This window comes from Nocardioides malaquae, from assembly GCF_015070385.1.
GTDB classification, from domain to species: Bacteria; Actinomycetota; Actinomycetes; order Propionibacteriales; family Nocardioidaceae; genus Nocardioides; species Nocardioides malaquae.
Window position 1 is genome coordinate 1 of sequence record NZ_JADCSA010001214.1, and the last position, 235, is coordinate 235.

The following is a 235-nucleotide window of genomic DNA, read 5'->3' on the forward strand; positions in this document are numbered from 1 at the left end:
TTTTAGTTATCGCAATTAATAACTCCTCATAAATTTCTTCTATTTCAACTTTCTCAAATAATGTTTTTGGTCTATAAGGGGAATACTTATTATTTATTCTTTTAAAATTTTTTTCTTCGTATTTAAGAAAATTTTCATTGATACTATATTTAAATATTTTAGCAATTGAACTGTTAGGTTTTTTATCATAATTTAAAACAGTTTCTCTTATATCAAACGTTTCTTCTGAAGGTTT

1 protein-coding gene is annotated in these 235 nt (G+C 21.7%); it reads right to left on the reverse strand.

All coding sequences use genetic code 11. The features are described 5' to 3' along the window. A partial coding sequence (locus IEQ44_RS18800; RefSeq protein WP_193639491.1) for a hypothetical protein occupies window positions 1-235 on the reverse strand: 235 nt, incomplete at both ends.